This window comes from Pseudomonas sp. P1_A1 (assembly GCF_056406935.1).
This window is the reverse complement of the sequence record NZ_JBFTZE010000005.1, coordinates 286,594-305,665: the sequence shown is the minus strand read 5'-3', so window position 1 is coordinate 305,665 and position 19,072 is coordinate 286,594. Positions and strand designations below refer to the sequence as shown.

The following is a 19,072-nucleotide window of genomic DNA, read 5'->3' as shown; positions in this document are numbered from 1 at the left end:
GAATGTCCGAGCATTCTGCTAGGGATAGCGCGCTTAGTCGAGTTCGACAGGCGGTGGCTCTTGCCGCGGTTTGCTGGTGGGGGGCGGAACAATGGTTTTGGTTTCCGGCTCAACCGGGACCATTTTGTATTCCTGGCCCTGAAGGTTCTTGAGATAGACCTCCATTTGCCGGAACGAGATGTTGATGTGCTGCTTCTTGAACTCGCGATTGATGAAGCGGTTGACCTCATCGAGCACCGGGTTACGGTCACCGAGATCACGCACATGCATGCGCAACTCGTGATCGAGGGTGCTTTCGCCGAAGTTCAGGAAGTACACGTGGGGTTCCGGGTCCTTCAGCACGCGCGGGTTATCGCGGGCGGCCTTGAGCAACAGTTCTTTCACCAGGTCCAGATCCGAGCCGTAGTCGACGCCGAGCTTGAGGGTCACCCGGGTGATGGTGTCGGTCAGCGACCAGTTGATCAGTTGCCCGGTGATGAACGTCTTGTTCGGGACGATGATGTCCTTGCGGTCGAAGTCGGTGATGGTCGTGGCGCGGATGCGGATCTTGCTCACGGTGCCCGACAGGTTGCCGATGGTGATGGTGTCGCCGATCCGCACCGGGCGTTCGAACAGGATCATGATGCCGGAGATGAAGTTGGCGAAGATTTCCTGCATCCCGAAACCGAGACCCACCGACAGCGCTGCCACCAGCCATTGCAACTTGTCCCAGCTCACGCCGAGCGTGGACAGGGTCGAGACGAAACCGACACCGGCGATCACATAGGACAGCAACGTGGTCGTGGCGTAGGAACTGCCCTGGGCCAGGTTCAGCTTCGACAGCACAAACACTTCCAGCAGACCCGGCAAGTTGCGCGCCAGCGCGAAGGTGATGCCGATGATGATCAGCGCGCCTAGCATGTCACCGATGCTGATCGGCACCATGCTCATGTTGGCGCCGGTGCCGCTGGTGTATTCGTAGAGGGTGATGTTGTCCAGGTACGAGAACACCGAAATCAGGTCCGACCAGACCCAGTACAGCGCCGCGATGAAGCCGCCGAGCAGGGCCAGGCGGATCAGTCGCAGGGACTGTTCGTTGACCTTTTCGATGTCCAGGGTCGGTTCTTCGATCACCGCTTCACCGTCGCCGGCCTCTTTCGCGGCCTGGCGTTTGGCCAGGGCGCGCTGATAGGCCAGGCGCCGTGCCGCAACGCTGAGGCCGCGCACGAAGGTGGCTTCGATCACCAGCCAGAACATCAGCAGGTACAGGGTGTTGATCAAGCGGTCGCTGAGTTTCAGCGCGGTGTAGTAGTAGCCGAAGCACACGGCGACGAACAGCGCGATCGGCAGAACGGTGAACATGACTCCCACGGCCTTGCGGAACAGCGAGGCGTTTTCATGGGTTGGGCTGCTGACCAGCAGGCGGCTGAGCAGCCAGGCCATCAAGGCGTAGCAGGTCAGCACCACCGGCATGCCAAGCACGTCATCGGCCAGCGCCGCCGGTTGCAGCTCGGCGACCGCCACTACCGTCACCAGGGCCATCACCACCAGCCCGAGCCGGCGAATCCAGCCTTGAAGGAATTCGACCTGGGGCTTTTCCCAACGGAAATGCAGTTCGGCCACGCCACCCGGCGCGAGGATGCGATAGGCGGTGTAGAACACCAGCCAGGCCTGGGCCATCTGCAACAGCGCCGCGCCCATGTTGGCGTTCTGCCCGCGGGCGTCGATCTGCAACGCCAGGCCGCACAACGCCAGGCCCAGGGAAACCGGCATCGCCAGCAGGATATTGATCAGAATCGCTTGCGGGGTGTGCCACTGGCTGTCGCGTTTGAAATGGCCGATGTCCTGGTGAACTTTGTTCAGACGGGCATAGAGATTTTTGCGGCGCCACAGCAGCGCGCCGATCAGCAGGGCCAGTGGCAGGAACAGCAGCGGCCGTTGCGTCAGGCCATCAGTCAATTCGCTCAGGCTCGAAGCCCACGGCAAGGTCGTGACCTGGCGTTGCAGGCGTTCCGGCACGCCGTGCATCCACTCAAAATCCAGCGGCTTGTTGCTGGGAATCCAGAACATTTGCTCGTCCAGCGTAGCCCGCAGACTTTGCGCGGTGCTGAGCAGTTGTTTCTGATTGAGTTGCAACGTGATGGATTCGTTGAGCACCGCGCTCAGTTCGCGATTCAAGCGCTCCAACAGGTCCGCGCGGGTGTTGGCCAGGTCCAGCAGGCTCTTGCGCAGTTGCGGGGTGACTTGCTCGGGTGGCTGAGTCGCCAGCAGGTTATCGACGTAGGTGATCGGGTTGCTGAGCAGTTCCCGTTGCTGGCTGACTTCGAACTGATACAGGCGAATGTCGGCAATCTGGTCGGCCAGATCGCGGTCAAGTCTGAGACGCGGCAGGGCCTGTTTCTGTTTGTAGAGAATCTTGGAGAGCAGCAGGCTGCCCTTGAGCACATTGATCTGTTCGTCCAGCGCCGAATCGCTCTGGGTCACGCTGTCCAGTTGCTGCTTGGTCTGCAGGTTCTGTTGAGTGACTTCGTTGAGGCGGTCGGTGCTTTTGAGCAGGTAGTCGGAGAGCTTCAGGTTGGCCGCGCTTTCGGTGGCCAGCAGGCTACTGCCACCGGCCTTCTGCGCCTCGATGGACTGCTGGGTCACGGTCTCTTGCGACTGGGCCAGGCGTTTCTGGTTGATCAGGGTTTGCAGGTCCTGGATCTCCTGATCCAGGCGATCGGATTTTTCCGACAGCAAGTCGTGCTGGCTGTTGCCCAGGTCCTGCAACAGGCTGTTGCCGGCCAGTTCCTGGCGACGCAACGGGATCAAGGCGTTCAGTGCCGCGAGCTCGGCGTTGAGCTGATCGCGTTGCTCGGCGGTCAGGGTCTTGCCGCTGTCCTTGCCAAGTTTGAGGATGTTGTTGATCTGCTGGATGCGCGTCTGGCTGGCAGAGATCTCGGCCTGGGCGCGCTCGGGGCGGGTCTGGGCGGTAATGATCAGGCTGTTCGCTTCGGCCAGGGCTTTCTGCAGGTCGCTTTGTTGAGTGGAACGTTCGGTCAACAGTTGTTCGAGCTGCTGAATCGTCTCTTTGGTATAGCGTTGCCCCACCGGCACCACTTTGGTGGCCTTGAGGCGGCTCAGTTCGCGCTGGTTCTCGATGTTCTGCCTTGGAGCGTTGGTCAACTGCTGCTTGAGATCGATCAGTTTCTGGTCGTAATCACGCCGGTTGTTGAGCTGGGTGAGCGTGCTCTGCAGGACCGCTTGCAGGGCTTTTTGATCGGCCTCCGGCAGTTTGCGGTCGGCGATCTTGTCCAGGCTCGCTTGCACGGCTTCGCTGGACGGCGGCTCGGCGGCTTGCAGCGTGTTGATGGAAAGACTCAAGCCCAGCAGGGCCATGATGAAAAAGGTACGCAGAGTTGACATAGAGACCGATCGAAAACGAGACGAAGTGTGGAGTTTAGAGGAACAGGCCGGGGCCGGGGCGACTTCCTTCGGGGAATCTGACGCCCACTTTGCCAATCTTGTTCCCTTCCATGACCGCGACGGTCCAGAGGGTGTTGTTCCACTCCACCTGGTCACCGACGACTGGAGCGCCGCCCACTTTTTGGGCAATGAAGTGGCCCAGGGACATGTTCGGATCGATGCCTTCGACTTTCAATCCGTACAGGGCAGCAACCGCGCCCAGCTGGGCGTCTCCTTCGAGTACGAAGTCGCCGAAGAAGCGCAAATCCAGCCCCCGTTGCGGTGCCTGGCTGAAGAGTTTTCCGAGGGCAGGAAGGTTGTGTTCATGGCCGATCACGCAGAGCAAATCATCGACTTCGAGCACCGTACTACCCGACGGATGGAGCAGTTGCTGGCCACGAAACAGGGCCGCGATACGGGTGCCTTCGGGCATTTTCAGCTCGCGAAGGGGTGAACCGATGCACCATTTTTCGGCACCGAGGCGATACACGAACAGTTCCCACTCGCTGGTGACATGCACTTCCAGCGCCGATCGGGAGATCGGCAGGGGCTCCGGCGGGACGGTCACTTTTAAAAGCTTGGCGACCCACGGCAGGCTTGTGCCCTGCACCAACAGCGACACCAGCACGATAAAGAACGCCAGATTGAAATACAGCTGCGCGTTGGGCAGCCCCGCCATCAATGGGAACACCGCCAGAATGATCGGTACGGCACCGCGCAGGCCAACCCAGGAAATGAATGCCTTCTCGCGTCCATGGAACGCCTTGAAAGGCAGCAGGCCAGCCAGCACCGACAGCGGACGGGCAAACAGAATCATCCACAGCGCCAGGCCCAGTGCCGGCAAAGCGATCGGCAGCAGGTCATGGGGCGTGACCAGCAGCCCCAGCACCAGGAACATGCCGATCTGGGCCAGCCAGGCCATGCCGTCGAGCATATGTAAAATGCCGTGACGGCTGCGCACCGGGCGGTTGCCGATCACCAGGCCGCACAGGTACACCGCCAAAAAGCCGCTGCCGTGCAGGGCGTTGGTCAGGGCGAACACCACCAGGCCGCCGGCAATCACCAGAATCGGATAAAGGCCGGTGGCCAGGTGGATGCGGTTGACCAGTTGCAGCATCAGCCAACCGCCGCCGAGGCCGATGACGCCGCCAATACCGAACTCACGCAGTAAGTGCCCGAGCAGGCTCCAGTGCAGGCCGGTCTGGCCGCTGGCGAGCATGTCGATCAGGGTGACGGTGAGAAACACTGCCATCGGGTCGTTGCTGCCGGATTCGATCTCCAGGCTCGCGGTCACCCGCTCGTTCAAGCCTTTACCGCCAAGCAGCGAGAACACGGCCGCGGCATCGGTGGAGCCGACGATGGCGCCGATCAACAGGCCCTGAATCAGGTTCAGGTCGAACAACCACGCCGCCGCCATCCCGGTCAGCCCGGTGGTGATCAACACGCCGACCGTGGCCAGAGACAGCGCCGGCCATAACGCCACGCGAAAACTCGCCACCCGGGTGCGCAAGCCGCCGTCGAGAAGGATCACTGCCAGGGCGAGGTTGCCGACCAGATAAGCCGTGGGGTAGTTATCGAAAATAATGCCGGCGCCGTCGACACCGGCCGACATGCCCACCGCGAGGATGATCACCAGAATCGGGATCCCGAGGCGCGATGAAAGTGAGCTCACCAGAATGCTCGCACCTACCAGCAACGCGCCGATCAAGAACAGGCTGTTGATGGTCGTCGCATTCAAAGGCAGTACTCCGGAAGCGTAAAGGCGGGCGCAAACTGACCATGCAGTCCGCGTGCCAGCAATTCTAACCTGTTGAAATGTGATGCTGTCAAAAAGCTTTTGCAGATCAAAAGTCAGTCACGTCGATGATCGTTCCCACGCTCTGCGTGGGAATGCAACCCGGGACGCTCTGCGTCCCAACTGCGGACGCGGAGCGTCCATTGAGGCATTCCCACGCGGAGCGTGGGAACGATCGGTTGCAGGTTACAGGCTGAACCGCCCAACCATGTTGTTCAGGTCCAGCGCCAGGCGCGACAGTTCGCTGCTGGCCGCACTCGTCTGGTTGGCGCCGGTGGCCGATTGCACCGACAGGTCACGAATGTTCACCAGATTGCGGTCCACTTCACGGGCCACTTGCGCCTGCTCTTCGGCCGCGCTGGCGATCACCAGGTTGCGCTCGTTGATTTCGACGATGGCGCTGTTGATGGTGTCCAGCGACAGGCCGGCACCGCGCGCGATGTTCAAGGTCGACTCGGCGCGCTCGGTGCTGTTACGCATCGAATCCACGGCGTGTTCGGTGCCGCTCTGGATGCTGCCGATCATGCGTTCGATTTCGCTGGTCGACTGCTGGGTGCGATGGGCCAGGGCACGCACTTCGTCGGCAACCACCGCGAAACCACGACCGGCTTCACCGGCACGGGCCGCTTCGATGGCAGCGTTCAACGCCAACAGGTTGGTCTGGTCGGCCAGGCCGCGAATCACGTCCAGCACTTTGCCGATGTCTCGCGACTCGTTAGCCAGATCGCCGATCAGGGTGGCGGTGCTCTGCACGTCGGCGCTCATGCGTTCGATGGCGCTGACGGTTTCCTGTACCAGGTCACGACCGTCGCCCGCCGAAGTGGTGGCGTTTTTCGAGGCTTCGGAAGTGCTCACGGCATTGCGCGCGACTTCTTCCACGGCGCTGGTCATTTCGTTGACGGCGGTGGCGGCCTGTTCGATTTCGTTGTTCTGCTGGGTCAGGCCACGGGCGCTTTCGTCGGTGACACTGTTGAGCTCTTCCGCGGCAGACGCCAGTTGCGTAGCCGAACCGGAAATCCGTTGCAGGGTGTCGCGCAGTTTGTCCTGCATCTTCGCCATGGCGGCCAGCAGACGACCGGCTTCGTCTTCACCATCGACCGTGATCGGGCGCGTCAGGTTGCCTTCGGCGATTTCTTCGGCGGCGCTCAGGGCGTTGGCGATCGGTTTGGTGATGCTGTTGGTCAGCAGCCAGGCGAACAGCAGGGTCAGGCCAGTGGCGATGACCAACAGGGTCACCACCAGGTTGAACGCCGAGGAGTACTGGTCGGCGGCTTGCTGGTTGGTGTCGACGGTCTGCTGGGTGTTGATCTCCAGCAAGCGGTTGAGCACGGAGTTGATGGCTTCAGAATTGTTCAGCAAATCGGTGTTGAGCAGCGTGCGCAGTTCTTCGACCTGATTGTTGCGCGACAGGCTCTTCATCCGGTCTTCGATCTGGCGGTACTGAGCCAGCAACTGCACATACTGATCATAGGCTGCACGCTCCTGCGGGCTGGCGATCAGTTTTTCGTAGGCTGTCTGAGCCGCTCGGATCTGCTGGTTACGGGTTTCCAGCAGCTCGATGGTTTTCTGCTGGACGTCCGGCTCACGATTCACCAACAGGCGATAAGACAGTACGCGCAGGCGCAGGGTCAGCTGAGTGAATTCGTCGAGGCTTTTGATGCTCGGTACGCTGTTTGAGGTGATCTCCTCGGCGGCACCGCGAATTTTGCTCATCTGGTTCAGGGCGAACACACCCAGGATCAGCATCATGGCGCCAATCAGGGTGAAACCGAGGAACGCCCGCGGTGCGATATTCATATTTCGTAGGGACATGGTGTTCACCGAAAAAAGCGCCTCCGTGCGAGGCTGAGACTGTTGTATGAATGACTTATCGGTCATACGACTAAAGTCTTGAATCGCTGCGCGCATTTGTCGCAGAAGGGCCGCGACGACGAAGTGCAGGAACCAGAGCCGTCAATCGCAGTCTTTAAAACTCGCGAGGAAGGTCGACCGCCAGGAAAATCAAGGCCTTGCGCCTGCATAACCCTGGCATCCACAGTGACTTTTCTTTATCGTACGCGCCCTTCGAAAATGCCCGGAAAATCAAAATGTTAGAAGCAACCCTAAGCCAATTGGAACAACTGGTCAGCGACCTGGTGCAACAGAACCAGGCGCTGCTCGGCACCAATCAATCCCTGAGTGCGGAGCTGGCCCAGGTCAAGGATGAAAACGAAAGCTTGCAACTGAGCCTGATGGAACAGGAAGAGAAACAAGGCGCCACCGTTGCACGCATTCAGGCCTTGGTTGAGCGCGTCAGCGCCGGCCCTGTCAGCGCATGAGTTACGGCGCCGCAGGGGTAAAAGTCGTCTCGATTCTGGGTGAAGACTATTCAATCAAGGCGCCGGCCGGGGAAGAGCAGACCCTGCTGGACGCCGCCTTAATGTTGAAGGCCGCTCTGGCCGAGACCAAAAAGAAATACCCGGCGCTGATCGGTGACCGCTTGCTGGTGCTGGCGGCGATGAATCTGTGCTCGCAGCAGATCGAAATGCAAAAGCGTCACCAGCAGGAACTCGACCGTTACCAAGAGCAAGTCAGCGCCACGGTTGAAGTGATCGCCAAGACGATCAACCAGGCCTGAGCGGCTTTGCGCACAACCAAAGAATAAATTGTCGATTTAGTTGTATACAATCGGCATGGCTGTTGCAGTGTTTCAGCCCTTTATTCTTTGGGGGTGCTCCATGCAGTTCTGGCGACGCAGTATTCAGTGGCAGTTGATCCTGAGCATGGGCACCGCCCTGCTGGTCAGTATTCTGATCGTGGTTGGCATTTATACCCTCGTGGTCAACCGCCTCGCCCAGCGCTATCTGGTCGAGCAGGCGCTACCGTCGAGCATCGAAGCGATGCGCAACGACATCGAGCGCATCCTCGTTCAACCCCTCACCGCCGCCAAGGACATCGCCAGTAACAGCATGGTGCGCGACTGGCTGGCCGGGGGCGAAAACAGCGCCCAGACCGCCGGTTTCGTCAGTTACCTGGAAGGCATCCGCGCCGAGCACAAAGCCTTTACCGCGCTGATCATCGGCACCGCTTCAAACCATTACTTCACCGAAAGGGGCCTTGACCGTACGCTCAGCCGCTCCAATCCCAATGACGCCTGGTTCTATTCGTTCCTCGACAGTAATCAACCGCGCACCCTCAATATCGACCATGACACCGCCACCGGCGAGTTGGCGCTGTTCATCGACCTCAAGGTCGAGCAGGCCGGCAAAGTCGTGGGCGTGGCCGGGCTGGGCCTGAGCATGAAAGAGCTGTCGGAGCTGATCCACAACTTCAACTTCGGTGAGCGCGGCAAGGTCTATCTCGTGCGTTCCGACGGTTTGATCCAGGTTCATCCCGAGGCACAGTTCAGCGGCAAACGTACGCTGGTCGAACAGATCGGCGCTTCGGCGGCGCAAGCGGTGATGACCTCCACCGCGTCTGGCAGCAGCAGTTTTGCCCGCGATGGCGAAGAGTTTCTGGCGTTGAGCCTGCCGCTGCGTGATCTGGGCTGGACTTTGGTGGCCGAAGTGCCGCAGTCGCAGATCTACGCCGAAGCTCGCCGGGCGATGTGGATGAGCGGCGGCATTGGTCTGGCGGTGGCGTTGGTTTGTCTTTTATTGGTGGTATTGCTGGCTCGTGGATTGGTGCGACCGATTCGTCAGGTAACAGCGGCGTTGGTGGCCATCGGTAGCGGTGGTGGAGATTTGACCCACCGGTTGGATTCCAGCCGCGCCGATGAGCTGGGTGACCTGGCTCGCGGCTTCAATCGGTTCCTGGAAAGTCAGCGCGAGATGATCGGCGAAGTGCTGGCCACCAGTGAGCGTTTGCGCACGGCGGTCGGCCAGGTGGCGCGGGTGGTGGAAAACACCGCTGAACGTTCCGGACGTCAGCAGGAAATGACCGACATGGTTGCCACCGCCGTTCATGAGATGGGCCTGACCGTGCAGGAAATCGCCCAGAATGCCGGCAATGCGGCGGTCGCTTCGCAATCCGCGCGGGATGAAGCGCTGCAGGCGCGGGAAGTGGTGGGCGGGTCGATCCGGCACATCGAAAGTATGTCCGATGAAATTGGCGTCGCCGCCGCAGCGGTGGGTGAGTTGGCCCAGCAGGTGGCGTCCATCGATCAGGTGCTGGCGGTGATTCGCGGGATTTCCGAGCAGACCAATCTGCTGGCGCTCAACGCCGCCATCGAAGCGGCGCGGGCCGGGGACATGGGGCGCGGCTTTGCGGTAGTGGCCGATGAAGTGCGGACCCTGGCGCGGCGGACTCAGTCGTCCACCGACGAAATTCAGCAGATGATCGGCAGCCTCAAGCAGGGCGCGGAGTATGCGGTGTCTTCAATGCACGCCGGGCAAGCGGCGACCGGCACGGGGGTTGAGTCGAGCCAGCGCACCGGGGCGTCGTTGACGGCGATTACCGGGCAGGTCGAGCACATCAGCGACATGAACCGTCAGGTGGCCACGGCGACTGAAGAGCAATCGGCGGTGACCGAGGAAATCAATCGCAATGTGCAGGGGATTTCCGACCTGGCGCGGGCCACGGCGGGGGAGGTCAGGGCTTGTCGTGAAGACTGTCAGACGTTGCAGCGTTTGGCCGATGATTTGGCGCGGCAGATGGGTGGGTTCAAGCTGAGCTGATAAATGTGTTGCCTGAGCTGACGCCATCGCGAGCAGGCTCGCTTCCACATCGGATCTGTGAACACTTGACCCTGTGAGTGAGCCTGCTCGAGATGGGATTTCAGCAGCAACAAAAAAACAAGGATCAGAACCCCTCATCCTGCATCCCAAGGCACACATCATCCCAAGCCTCAAGAATCGCCAGCTCAGGATGACAGCCCGGCACTTCCCACGTCAGGAAATACCGCCGCATTTCTTTTGGCCAACCCTGCCTCAGTCGGATCTTGCAGGTGTTCTTTTGCGAGTCTATAGAACTGATATGTACCTGTTATATTTGACAGGTTCGCAGTTGGTTTAAATGAGGTACCTTTTTCCGATCCTGAATTTTGGTCGTACAGGATGGTTTGATCATTTTATTGGACTGTTGAAAGGGGGTTGTTATGAATATTAAGACTTTTGTTGAGTCCTTGGCCAAGCCAATAACTCAGAACGAACAGTTGGTGATACTTCCAGGTAAAGACGTTGACGTCAAATATTGCGCAAAAGCTTTAAGAGTGGGCGATTGGTTCTGGGACTATGGAAGTCATTTAAGAGTATTGCGAAAAAATTATGAAAAGAACTCGCCAACGGATTTCAGGGTGTTTGCCTGGGTGTCGGATACAGATGCATTGTCTGAGCTTGCGTCGAATCCTGAAGTATTTGAGGCGATAGAAAATAACAATGGATTTTGGCACCAGTCAAGAACGTGGAGGGTCTTGAGGAAACAGTTCAAAAAGGCAGAGGGAGGTTGGATTCCGTCTCTTTTACTCAGTGATTCGTCTGGTGAAAAATTGGAATTCGAGTTTTCCCATGTTCTAGGCCTCAATGGCGTAATTCTGGCAGCCCGGAGTGGGTCGGTACTTATAGAGCAAGATTTGTCGGGGGTTGTTTTAGAAAGGATATTTAGAGAGAACGAAGAGTGCACTTACGACATAAGTTTGGCTACAGGTTCCGGGAATTATATCGGTGACGTAGGCGTTGATTATGATTGTATGGCTGCTGTGATTTCTCATGGTGATGTGCTTATATTAAATGAAGGTAAGGCTCGAGGTCATGTTGCTCTAAAGGATTTTCCTAGTGTAGGTGGTGTGTTTAAAAATAGCTTGCAAGTAGTTTGAGTTGATCTGCTTCTTTTTCAGTGCCATTTGTACGGTCAAATGGCATTGTTTAATAAGGTTCTTGTTGTTTCATTGTTGCTATTTCTTATTTATTTGCGTTAGAACCACTCATCCTGCATGCTCAGACAGACATCATCCCGCGCCTCAAGAATCGCCAATTCATGGTGGCAACCCGGCACTTCCCACGTCAGGAAATACCGCGCCGCCTGTAGCTTGCCTTTATAGAAGCTCACATCCGCCGCATTACCCTTGGTCAACCCTTCCTCGGCACGAATCGCCTGTTCCAGCCAGCGCCAGCCGATCACCGTATGACCGAACACTTTCAGGTACAGCGCCGAGTTCGCCAGGCTGCTGTTGACCTTGCCCTGGGCCAGATCGGTCAGCAAGCCGATGGTCACGGTTTGCAGGTGAGCCACCAGTTTTTCCAGCGGTTCACGCAATGGAGTCAGCGACTCATGCGCCTGCGCCCGCTCAGCGGTGTCGGCGATCAGACGGATCAGTTGCTTGAGCCCCGCGCCACCGTTCTGCGCCAGTTTGCGCCCCAGCAAGTCCAGGGACTGAATGCCGTGGGTGCCTTCATGGATCGGGTTCAGGCGGTTGTCGCGGTAATACTGCTCCACCGGGTATTCACGGGTGTAGCCGTGACCGCCGAGTATCTGGATCGCCAATTCGTTGGCCTTCAGGCAAAACTCCGACGGCCAGGATTTGACGATCGGCGTCAGCAGATCCAATAGCTCGTGGGCCTGCTTGCGCTCGGCTTCGCTTTCAAGCGTCGTGGTGTCGTCGAACAGCCGCGCGGCGTACAACCCGAGGTCGAACGCGCCTTCGACGTAGGCTTTCTGGGTCAGCAGCATGCGTTTGACGTCGGCGTGCTGAATGATCGCAACCGGTGCGGTGGTCGGATCCTTGCTGTCCGGCACCCGACCTTGCGGACGCTCGCGGGCGTATTCCAGGGAATACAGATACCCGGCGTAACCCAGCATCACCGCGCCCATGCCGACGCCGATCCGCGCTTCGTTCATCATCTGGAACATGTAGCTCAAGCCATGATGCGGCTTGCCCACCAGATAACCGACACACTCGCCGTTATCGCCGAAGTTCAGCGCAGTGGAGGTGGTGCCGCGCCAGCCCATCTTGTGGAACAGCCCGGCCAGCAGCACATCGTTGCGCTTGCCGAGACTGCCGTCATCGTTGACCAAAAACTTGGGCACGATAAACAGCGAGATCCCCTTCACCCCGGCCGGCGCGTCCGGCAACTTGGCCAACACCATGTGCACGATGTTTTCCGACAGCGGGTGATCACCGCCGGAGATGAAGATCTTGTTGCCCTTGAGTCGATAGGTGCCGTCGGACGCCGGCTCGGCGCGGGTACGAATATCCGACAGTGACGAGCCGGCGTGGGGCTCGGTCAGCGCCATGGTGCCGAAGAAGCGACCGTCGATCATCGGCTGCAGAAAACGCTGCTTCTGCTCATCGGTGCCGAAGCTTTCAATCAGGTTGGCCGCGCCCATGGTCAGGAACGGGTAGGAGGTCGACGCCGCGTTGGCCGATTGAAAGTGCGCGAAGCAAGCCTGGGACAGCAGCGTAGGAAGTTGCATGCCGCCGGCATCGAAGCTGCGCGCGGCGTTGAGGAAACCGGCTTCGAGGAAGGCATCCACCGCCGGTTTCACTTCCGGAATCAGAATCGCCCGGCCGTCCTCATAGCGCGGCTCGTTCTCGTCGCCCTTGCGGTTGTGCGGGGCGAAGAACTTTTCGGCGATGCTGCGGGCGGTGCTGATGGCGGCATCAAAGGTCTCGCGATTGTGCTCGGCGAAACGCTCACGCTGGGTCAGGCCCTCGGCATCAAGGACTTCATACAGCTCGAAAGCCAGATTGCGGGAACTGAGCAACGTCTCGGACATGGCGGCCTACCTTTAATTGGGATGGACCGAGTCTAGGCGTGGGAATAGAGGCTGAACAGGATGATTGATAACGGTGATGGAGAGGCCAAAAAAATGGGCGCCGGTGAGGGCGCCCATTTTTATGTTGCTGACGGATGATCGTTCCCACGCAGAGCGTAGAAACGATCACGAGGGAGTTAACCGATAGTCATCAAGCTGGCATTACCACCGGCCGCGGCGGTGTTCACGCTCAACGCCCGCTCGATCACCAGACGCTCCAGTGCAATGTTGGTCTCACCTTGCGACAAACCATGAACCCCGACAATCGCCCCCGCCCGCTTGGCCACTTGCTGGCACACCGCGCGCAGCTGATCGGAATGGCCATGATGCAGAACTGCATCAACCACCACTTCGTCCTTGGTCCAGTCGGCCACCCGCTTGATCCGTGCCTGCACTTCTTTCGGCAGACGTGCGAACAAGGCCTTGCCCGGTTCCGCGTCCGGCCACACCGCCGAGCCGCCGACGGCCAATACCGCCGCCAGTTGAGTCAGCAGATCGCCTTCGACGTCCGCCAGGCACAGTACGTGTTCGCGCGGCAGGATGGCGTAGCTGTTGCGCTCGCCGGTCGGGCCGGCCAGCACGCGGGTGATCCCGCTTTGCGATTGCGCCGCGAACTGCACGCACAGGGCGCTCAGGTCCGTGAGCTTGTTGCTGTCGGCCCAGGCTTGCAGCGCGGTCAGCGGTTTGCTCATGGCGTCACGCAGACGCACGTCCGGTGCGGCGATGGCGTCGCCGCGAGCGAAGGATTGTTCGATCGCATCGGTAGGGCGCGTCGACAGCAGACGGTAGAGGTACAGCGGACCACCGGCCTTCGGACCGGTACCCGACAGGCCTTCGCCGCCGAACGGTTGCACGCCGACCACGGCACCGACGATGTTGCGGTTGACGTAGACGTTACCGGCGTTGACGTTGTCGATCACCTTGGCGATGGTTTCGTCGATGCGAGTGTGCACGCCGAGGGTCAGGCCGTAGCCGGATGCGTTGATCTGGCCGATCAGTTGGTCGATGTCTTTGCGCTTGTAGCGCACCACGTGCAGCACCGGGCCGAAGATCTCCCGTTGCAGCTCGTCGAAGCTTTCCAACTCGATCAGGGTCGGCATCACGAAGGTGCCGCGTTTGGCTTCTTCGCTGTTGGCGATCGCCACTTGGTACACGTTGCGACCTTTGTCGCGCATGGCCTGGATGTGCTTCTCGATGCCGGCCTTGGCTTCGGCGTCGATCACCGGGCCAATGTCCACGGACAGGCGCTCCGGGTTACCGAGACGGCATTCCGCCATGGCGCCCTTGAGCATTTCGATGACACGATCAGCGGAATCTTCCTGCAAGCACAGCACCCGCAGCGCCGAGCAGCGTTGACCGGCGCTGTCGAACGCCGACGACACCACGTCGATCACAACTTGTTCGGTCAGTGCCGAGGAGTCGACGATCATCGCGTTCTGGCCGCCGGTTTCGGCGATCAGCGGGATCGGGCGGCCCTGGGCATCCAGACGACCGGCGATGTTGCGTTGCAGCAGGCGCGCGACTTCGGTGGAACCGGTGAACATTACGCCTTTGACCCGATCGTCGCCGACCAGGCGGGCGCCGACAGTTTCGCCGCGGCCCGGCAGCAGTTGCAGCACGCCTTCCGGAATCCCGGCTTCGAGCAGCAGGCGCACGGCTTGAGCAGCGACCAGCGGGGTTTGTTCGGCCGGCTTGGCCAGCACCGGATTACCGGCGGCCAAAGCAGCAGCCACTTGGCCACTGAAAATTGCCAGCGGGAAGTTCCACGGGCTGATGCACACCACTGGGCCCAACGGGCGGTGGGCGTCGTTGGTGAAATCGTTGCGGGCCTGCACTGCGTAATAACGCAGGAAGTCCACGGCTTCACGCACTTCGGCGATGGCGTTGGCGAAGGTCTTGCCGGCTTCGCGCGCCAGCAGGCCCATCAACGGCTGGATCTCGCCTTCCATCAAATCGGCGGCACGTTCCAGAATCGCCGCGCGTTCGGCCGGCGGCGTGGCCTGCCAGATCGGCGCAGCATTCAAGGCGCACTGGATCGCGTTGTCGACGTCTTCGACGGTGGCTTCCTGCACATGGCCCACCACGTCACGCAGATCGGACGGGTTCAGGACTGGCGCAGGGGTTTCAGTGCTGGAGGCGCAACCGAGCATCGGCGCGGCTTTCCAGTTGTTGTGAGCGGTGGCGAGCAGGGCGCACGACAGGGATGCCAAACGATGTTCGTTGGCCATGTCGATGCCGCTGGAGTTGGCGCGCTCGGCACCGTACAGGTCACGTGGCAGCGGGATGCGCGGGTGCGGCAGGCCGAAGCCGCCTTCCAGCGTCGCCATCTGCTCGATGCTGGCCACCGGATCGGCCACCAGTTCCTGAATCGAGATCGACTGGTCGGCAATGCGGTTAACGAACGAGGTGTTCGCGCCGTTTTCCAGCAGACGACGCACCAGATACGCCAGCAGGGTTTCGTGGGTGCCGACCGGTGCGTACACGCGGCACGGACGGTTCAGCTTGCCTTCGGACACTTTACCCACTACCTGTTCGTACAGCGGTTCGCCCATGCCGTGCAGGCACTGGAACTCGTACTGACCGGGGTAATAGTTCTGGCCAGCGATGTGGTAAATGGCCGACAGGGTGTGGGCGTTGTGCGTGGCGAATTGCGGGTAGATGACTTCCGGCACCGACAGCAGTTTGCGCGCGCAGGCGATGTAGGAAACGTCGGTGTACACCTTGCGGGTGTAGACCGGATAGCCTTCCAGGCCTTCGACCTGGGCGCGTTTGATCTCGCTGTCCCAGTACGCGCCTTTTACCAGACGGATCATCAGGCGATGACGGCTGCGGCGAGCCAGGTCGATCACGTAGTCGATCACGTAAGGGCAGCGCTTCTGGTAAGCCTGGATCACGAAACCGATGCCGTTCCAGCCAGTCAGTTGCGGCTCGAAGCACAGGCGCTCCAGCAGATCCAGCGACAACTCGAGACGGTCAGCTTCTTCGGCGTCGATGTTCAGGCCGATGTCATATTGCTTGGCCAGCAGGGTCAGCGACAGCAGGCGCGGGTACAGCTCGTCCATCACGCGCTCGTACTGGGCGCGGCTGTAACGCGGGTGCAAGGCGGACAGCTTGATCGAAATGCCCGGGCCTTCGTAAATCCCACGACCGTGGGAGGCTTTGCCGATCGCATGGATGGCTTGTTCGTACGAGGCCAGGTACTTCTGGGCGTCATGTTCGGTGAGGGCGGCTTCACCCAGCATGTCGTAGGAATAGCGGAAGCCTTTGGCTTCGAACTTGCTCGCATTGGCCAGGGCTTCGGCGATGGTTTCGCCGGTGACGAACTGCTCGCCCATCAGGCGCATGGCCATGTCGACGCCCTTGCGGATCATCGGCTCGCCGCTCTTGCCGATGATGCGGCTCAGGGACGAGGTCAGGCCGGCTTCGTTGTGGGTGGCGACCAGTTTGCCGGTCAGCAGCAAGCCCCAGGTGGCGGCGTTGACGAACAGCGACGGGCTGTTGCCCAAGTGTGGCTGCCAGTTGCCGGTGCTGATCTTGTCGCGGATCAGCGCGTCGCGGGTGCCTTTGTCCGGGATGCGCAGCAACGCTTCGGCCAGGCACATCAGCGCCACGCCTTCCTGGGACGACAGGGAAAATTCCTGCAGCAGGCCCTGAACAATCCCGGCACGGCCGCCGGCGCTCTTCTGGTTGCGCAGTTTCTCGGCAATCGAGGCGGCGAGCTTGTTGGTGGCGTCGCACATCGGTGCCGGCAGACGAGCCTGTTCGATCAGCATCGGCACCACTTCAGGTTCCGGGCGACGGTAAGCGGCAGTGATCGCGGCGCGCAGCACCGATTGCGGCAGGATGCTTTCAGCGAATTCCAGGAAGCACTGGTGCGCGTGATCGACGTGGACCTCGCCCACCTCGTCAACTTCCTTGCCGTTCAAACCGTTCAGCTCGGACAGGGTTGCACCACCCTCGAGTTTTTCCAGGTAATTGAAAATTGCCTGCTTGATCAGCCAGTGCGGCGTGCGATCAATCGAGGTCGCGGCGGCCTTGAGGCGTTCGCGGGTCGGGTCGTCAAGTTTGACCCCAAGGGTGGTGGTAGCCATATTTTTATCCTCATGTTTGCCACGACCGAGTGGCATCAGCTGGCGGCAAGATTAGCCTTGCTCTGGTCGAGGTGCAACCGGGTGCAACCCTTTTTTGTCGGAATAATAAGCAGCTCGTCAGGAAATAAATTCTGGTACATCCATCCCGCGCCTGTTTGGTGCTTTTGCTTCTAGCGCAACCCGAAAAACGCCCTAAAAAGGAGCAAAAACCGACCCATTTCCATAAAATCCGACTAGGTGCAACTTCTTCGAGCGAAACTGGTTGCACCTTATTTGCTTTGTTGAATAGCATTCGCGGCCAAGGTGCAACCTGGTCAAAAAGATCGGTGCACCGGCTGATGGCTTTCCTGGGGAAACATCAGTCATAAATGCGCGGGCCCCGAATCGTCTGTCAAACGTAATCGTTTGCGAGCGGTTCACCAGCCGCCGCTACATAAAAACAATGCCAGGGCGTAACTCAATGAGCGTAAGCAATCCAACCCTGATCACGTTCGTGATCTACATCGCAGCAATGGTGCTGATCGGCTTCATGGCCTATCGCTCCACCAACAACCTTTCTGACTACATTCTGGGCGGCCGTAGCCTGGGCAGCGTCGTGACCGCACTCTCGGCCGGTGCTTCCGACATGAGCGGCTGGTTGTTGATGGGCCTGCCGGGCGCTATCTACATGTCCGGTCTTTCCGAAAGCTGGATCGCCATCGGCCTGATCGTCGGTGCTTACCTGAACTGGCTGTTCGTCGCCGGCCGTCTGCGTGTGCAGACCGAGCACAACGGCGATGCGCTGACCCTGCCGGACTACTTCTCCAGCCGTTTCGAAGATAAAAGCGGCCTGCTGCGGATCATCTCCGCGGTCGTGATCCTGGTGTTCTTCACCATCTACTGCGCTTCCGGCATCGTGGCCGGTGCCCGTCTGTTCGAAAGCACCTTCGGCATGTCCTACGAGACCGCGCTGTGGGCCGGTGCTGCGGCGACGATTGCCTACACCTTCGTTGGTGGTTTCCTGGCAGTGAGCTGGACCGACACCGTACAAGCCACGTTGATGATCTTCGCCCTATTGCTGACGCCGATCATCGTGCTGCTGGCCACTGGCGGCATCGACACCACGTTCCTGGCCATTGAAGCGCAAGACCCAAGCAACTTCGACATGCTGAAAAACACCACCTTCATCGGCGTGATTTCGCTGATGGGCTGGGGTCTTGGCTACTTCGGCCAGCCGCACATCCTGGCGCGTTTCATGGCGGCGGATTCGGTCAAGTCGATCGCCAACGCCCGTCGCATCTCCATGACCTGGATGATCCTGTGCCTGGGCGGCACCGTCGCTGTAGGTTTCTTCGGCATTGCTTACTTCTCGGCAAACCCCGCCGTGGCCATGCCGGTGAGCGAGAACCACGAGCGCGTGTTCATCGAACTGGCGAAAATCCTGTTCAACCCGTGGGTTGCCGGTGTGTTGCTGTCGGCCATTCTGGCGGCGGTGATGAGTACCCTGAGCTGCCAACTGCTGGTGTGCTCGAGCGCCCTGACCGAAGACTTCTACAAAACTTTCCTGCGTAAAAGTGCTTCCCAGGTTGAGCTGGTCTGGGTCGGCCGCGCCATGGTGCTGCTGGTAGCCCTGATCGCTATCGCTCTGGCGGCTAACCCGAATAACCGCGTACTGGGTCTGGTCAGCTACGCCTGGGCAGGTTTCGGTGCTGCGTTCGGTCCGGTTGTCCTGATCTCCGTGATCTGGAAAAACATGACCCGCAACGGCGCACTGGCGGGCATCCTGGTTGGCGCGATCACTGTGATCGTCTGGAAACACTTCGAACTGCTGGGCCTGTACGAAATTATCCCTGGTTTCATCTTCGCCAGCCTGGCGATCTACATCGTCAGCAAAATGGGCGCACCGACCAGCGGCATGCTTTCGCGCTTCGCTGCGGCCGAAAAGGATTTCCGCCTGAACCAGTGAGGGGGATGAGCTGATGCTCTGACCTTTCGCCGAACATGAAAACGGCCCGCTTCCTTTTGGAGGCGGGCCTTTTTTTGCGCTCCCACA

General features: G+C 59.8%; 10 protein-coding genes and 2 pseudogenes. 5 read left to right on the top strand and 7 right to left on the bottom strand.

Features of this window, described 5'->3' with window-relative positions; all coding sequences use genetic code 11:
• Positions 1-33: 33 nt before the first annotated feature.
• The 4 genes and pseudogenes from mscK to AC1D2Q_RS10275 form a co-directional block, all read right to left on the bottom strand.
• On the bottom strand, positions 34-3,384 hold the full coding sequence (mscK, locus tag AC1D2Q_RS10290; protein WP_477813122.1) for a mechanosensitive channel MscK: 3,351 nt from the start codon (positions 3,382-3,384) through the stop codon (positions 34-36).
• A gap of 34 nt (positions 3,385-3,418) precedes the next feature.
• Complete coding sequence (locus AC1D2Q_RS10285) at positions 3,419-5,161, bottom strand: potassium/proton antiporter (protein ID WP_018928579.1); 1,743 nt, start codon at positions 5,159-5,161, stop codon at positions 3,419-3,421.
• 243 nt (positions 5,162-5,404) lie between these two features.
• Complete coding sequence (locus tag AC1D2Q_RS10280; RefSeq protein WP_477813155.1) at positions 5,405-6,268, bottom strand: methyl-accepting chemotaxis protein; 864 nt, start codon at positions 6,266-6,268, stop codon at positions 5,405-5,407.
• Positions 6,260-7,015: pseudogene (locus AC1D2Q_RS10275) on the bottom strand (MCP four helix bundle domain-containing protein); the annotation flags it as partial. The pseudogene AC1D2Q_RS10275 and the gene AC1D2Q_RS10280, both read right to left, overlap by 9 nt.
• 290 nt (positions 7,016-7,305) lie before the next feature.
• Here AC1D2Q_RS10275 and AC1D2Q_RS10270 point away from each other — a divergent pair.
• The 3 genes from AC1D2Q_RS10270 (at position 7,306) to AC1D2Q_RS10260 (ending at position 9,873) form a co-directional block, all read left to right on the top strand.
• On the top strand, positions 7,306-7,536 hold the full coding sequence (locus tag AC1D2Q_RS10270; RefSeq protein WP_018928577.1) for a hypothetical protein: 231 nt from the start codon (positions 7,306-7,308) through the stop codon (positions 7,534-7,536).
• Positions 7,533-7,835, top strand: a complete 303-nt coding sequence (locus AC1D2Q_RS10265; protein ID WP_007936757.1) for a cell division protein ZapA — start codon at positions 7,533-7,535, stop codon at positions 7,833-7,835. The genes AC1D2Q_RS10270 and AC1D2Q_RS10265 overlap by 4 nt, the downstream gene beginning before the upstream one ends.
• 100 nt (positions 7,836-7,935) lie before the next feature.
• Complete coding sequence (locus AC1D2Q_RS10260; RefSeq protein WP_477813121.1) at positions 7,936-9,873, top strand: methyl-accepting chemotaxis protein; 1,938 nt, start codon at positions 7,936-7,938, stop codon at positions 9,871-9,873.
• A gap of 124 nt (positions 9,874-9,997) precedes the next feature.
• Here the strand turns inward: AC1D2Q_RS10260 and AC1D2Q_RS10255 are convergent.
• Positions 9,998-10,099, bottom strand: a pseudogene (locus tag AC1D2Q_RS10255) (hypothetical protein); the annotation flags it as partial.
• A gap of 193 nt (positions 10,100-10,292) precedes the next feature.
• Here AC1D2Q_RS10255 and AC1D2Q_RS10250 point away from each other — a divergent pair.
• Complete coding sequence (locus AC1D2Q_RS10250) at positions 10,293-11,009, top strand: hypothetical protein (RefSeq protein ID WP_477813120.1); 717 nt, start codon at positions 10,293-10,295, stop codon at positions 11,007-11,009.
• A gap of 98 nt (positions 11,010-11,107) precedes the next feature.
• Here AC1D2Q_RS10250 and AC1D2Q_RS10245 read toward each other — a convergent pair whose 3' ends face one another.
• Together AC1D2Q_RS10245 and putA are read right to left on the bottom strand one after the other, a co-directional pair.
• Entirely contained in the window at positions 11,108-12,910 is a 1,803-nt protein-coding gene (locus AC1D2Q_RS10245; protein WP_477813119.1) for an acyl-CoA dehydrogenase, read from the bottom strand.
• A 176-nt stretch (positions 12,911-13,086) separates the two neighbouring features.
• A complete protein-coding gene (putA, locus tag AC1D2Q_RS10240; protein ID WP_477813118.1) occupies positions 13,087-17,040 on the bottom strand; it encodes a trifunctional transcriptional regulator/proline dehydrogenase/L-glutamate gamma-semialdehyde dehydrogenase in 3,954 nt (1,317 codons plus the stop codon).
• 460 nt (positions 17,041-17,500) lie between these two features.
• On the opposite strand from putA, the gene putP reads away from it, so the two are divergent.
• A complete protein-coding gene (gene putP, locus AC1D2Q_RS10235) occupies positions 17,501-18,985 on the top strand; it encodes a sodium/proline symporter PutP (protein ID WP_477813117.1) in 1,485 nt (494 codons plus the stop codon).
• The last annotated feature ends 87 nt before the right edge of the window (positions 18,986-19,072 follow it).